3 protein-coding genes are annotated in these 2,004 nt (G+C 62.9%); 1 reads left to right on the top strand and 2 read right to left on the bottom strand.

The features are described 5' to 3' along the window. The coding region (locus BGN91_RS02545) for a uroporphyrinogen decarboxylase family protein (protein ID WP_292610383.1) at positions 1-747 on the top strand (747 nt) is incomplete at its 5' end. A 21-nt stretch (positions 748-768) separates the two neighbouring features. Here the strand turns inward: BGN91_RS02545 and BGN91_RS02550 are convergent. Further along, positions 769-1,053, bottom strand: a complete 285-nt coding sequence (locus BGN91_RS02550; protein ID WP_292610384.1) for a sulfurtransferase TusA family protein — start codon at positions 1,051-1,053, stop codon at positions 769-771. A gap of 201 nt (positions 1,054-1,254) precedes the next feature. Then, positions 1,255-1,794 carry a peptide-methionine (S)-S-oxide reductase MsrA gene (gene msrA / locus BGN91_RS02555; protein WP_292610385.1) on the bottom strand — a complete coding sequence of 180 codons (540 nt, stop codon included), beginning with the start codon at positions 1,792-1,794 and terminating at the stop codon, positions 1,255-1,257. Between the last annotated feature and the right edge of the window lie 210 nt (positions 1,795-2,004).

Genomic DNA, 2,004 nt, shown 5'->3' on the forward strand with positions numbered 1-2,004 from the left:
CTGGATACGCCGGACAAGGTTGCAGGGCTGGCGCGCGAAGCCGACATGACCAAGCTCGAACCGGTGTTCGAGGCGCTGCGCCGCGTCAAGCGCGAACTTGGTTCAAAAACCGCACTGATCGGATTCTGCGGCGCGCCATGGACAGTCGCGACCTACATGGTCGCCGGACATGGCACCCCCGATCAGGCGCCGGCACGGATGATGGCCTATCGCCATCCCGACGCCTTCGCAAAAGTCATCGATGCGATCGTCGACAACTCGATCCGCTATCTGCTCGGCCAGCTCCGGGCCGGCGCGGATGCGCTGCAGATTTTCGATACGTGGGCGGGCGTTCTGCCGCCGCGCGAATTCGCGCGATGGTCGATCGAACCGACCAAGCGCATCGTCGCAGGCGTGCGCAGCCAGATTCCGGATGCGAAGATCATCGGATTTCCCCGCGGCGCCGGCGCGCTGCTGCCATCCTATATCGAAGCGACCGGCGTCGACGCCGTCAGCATCGACTGGACCACCGAGCCGTCATTGATCCGCGACAAGGTTCAAAACCGGGTTGCCGTTCAGGGCAATCTCGACCCGCTGGCGCTGATCGCAGGCGGTGCGGCGCTCGATCGCGCGGTCGATGACGTGCTGACCAATTTTGCCGGGGGGCGCCTGATCTTCAATCTCGGCCACGGCATTCAGCCGGAAACGCCGATTCCGCATGTCGAACAGATGATCCGACGGGTGCGCGGGAACGGCGCGCGCACATGAAGCGGCGCGCATATGGACGGCTCACTTGATGTAGGGACACCAGGAACGCAGCGAAAAACGGTCCTCCAGCGGCACCGGACCTCCGCCTTTTTTGATCACGAACACGATCCGTCGCTCCGCCCGCTCGGTGATTTCCACGGAATCGCCGGTCTCGCGGACCAGGTTCGGAATATCGATCACCGACAGCGGGTCGGTGCAATGCACCTCCAGCCGGTCGCCGGGCGTCAGCGATTTCAATGCCTTGCGGGTTTGGAGCGCAGGCATCGGGCACTTGAGCCCGGTGAGATCGAGTTTCGGTATCAGCATTCCGTAAACATGGCGAATCCGGATCGGACCGTCAACCGGCGGCGGGTCATGCCTGCATCAGATTGGTTGTAAATTGGCCCCGCTGACGGACGCTTCGCGGGCCGATCACGCCCTCTTGTTCTGCCAACCGGACGCACACGACCGGCACTTCTGCCGACTCCGACCGTCATCAGGTGCACCGGAACCTTTGCCTCATTGCCCTCAACGGGCTCCTCCGGCCATCGCTTGACCGGCCTCCCGCCTGCGCGGCAGCTTCCAGTTCGGTCGGACGAAGTGACAGGTATAACCATCCGGATAACGCTCAAGATAATCCTGATGCTCGGGCTCGGCCTCCCAGAACGGGCCGGCCGGCGCCAGCTCGGTGACGACTTTCCCCGGCCAGAGACCTGATGCATCGACGTCGGCGATGGTGTCTTGCGCGACCCGCTTCTGGTCGTCGCTGGTGTAGAAGATCGCCGAACGATAGCTTGCGCCGCGGTCATTGCCCTGACGATTCAGCGTGCTGGGATCGTGGATCTGGAAGAAGAATTCCAGCAGTTGCCGGTAGCTGAGCTTGTTGGGGTCGAAGACGATTTCGATGGCCTCGGCATGACTGCCGTGGTTGCGATAGGTCGCATTCGGTACCTCGCCGCCGGTGTAGCCGACCCGGGTCGAGATCACGCCGGAATACCGGCGCAACAGGTCCTGCATGCCCCAGAAGCATCCCCCGGCGAGGACCGCGCGTTCTGTTGAAACCGTCATATCCATCCCTCTTCATTTGCGAGCAGATCAGCCGCCACCGTTACGTCCCATCTGGATATCGGGGAGCCGGCGATCAAGCCGTCCGGGCGGACGGACCGAGGGCAGACTGTCCAATATCGGGTTTTCTGCGCATGTCCTGAGATCGGCTTCAGAAGCCGAGATCTGCAGAAGCCGCCGGAACGGCCGCGAAATCGCGCCGGGCCATTAAAT

This window comes from Nitrobacter sp. 62-13, from assembly GCF_001896955.1.
Lineage (GTDB): Bacteria > Pseudomonadota > Alphaproteobacteria > Rhizobiales > Xanthobacteraceae > Nitrobacter.

What these genes read in the sequence shown, in the direction of transcription:
- BGN91_RS02550 (WP_292610384.1), bottom strand. Translation starts at nt 1,053, where the DNA reads ATGCTGATACCGAAACTCGATCTCACCGGGCTCAAGTGCCCGATGCCT.
- msrA (WP_292610385.1), bottom strand. Translation starts at nt 1,794, where the DNA reads ATGACGGTTTCAACAGAACGCGCGGTCCTCGCCGGGGGATGCTTCTGG.